Origin of the sequence: Marinomonas sp. TI.3.20, assembly GCF_038155025.1 — a bacterium.
GTDB lineage: Bacteria > Pseudomonadota > Gammaproteobacteria > Pseudomonadales > Marinomonadaceae > Marinomonas > Marinomonas flavescens.
In genome coordinates this window covers 1-223 of sequence record NZ_JBAKAS010000155.1, presented here as the reverse complement: position 1 = coordinate 223, position 223 = coordinate 1, and the positions used below count along the sequence as shown (strand labels likewise).

At 47.1% G+C, this 223-nt stretch carries 1 pseudogene; it reads left to right on the top strand.

Annotation, left to right across the window (positions count from 1 at the left end):
- A pseudogene (locus V6259_RS19975) lies at nt 1-223 on the top strand (hypothetical protein); the annotation flags it as partial.

Sequence of the window (223 nt, the reverse complement as noted above, 5' to 3'; positions counted from 1 at the left end):
CTATACCGGTTCGTGAAAAGATCATCTTAGCAGACGAACTACAAGGCCCCAATGCGCACGAATACGAAGAAGTGGGCTTCAAAGAAGTCAGCCGCATCGTACAAAAAACCAGTGCTTATGAAGTGGTTATCACCAAACGCCAAGTGGTCAAACACAAAATCAGCAAACAGCTTATTACCGCGCCACAGCCGGATAGGATTTTTGACAGCTCTGTCGCGGATGT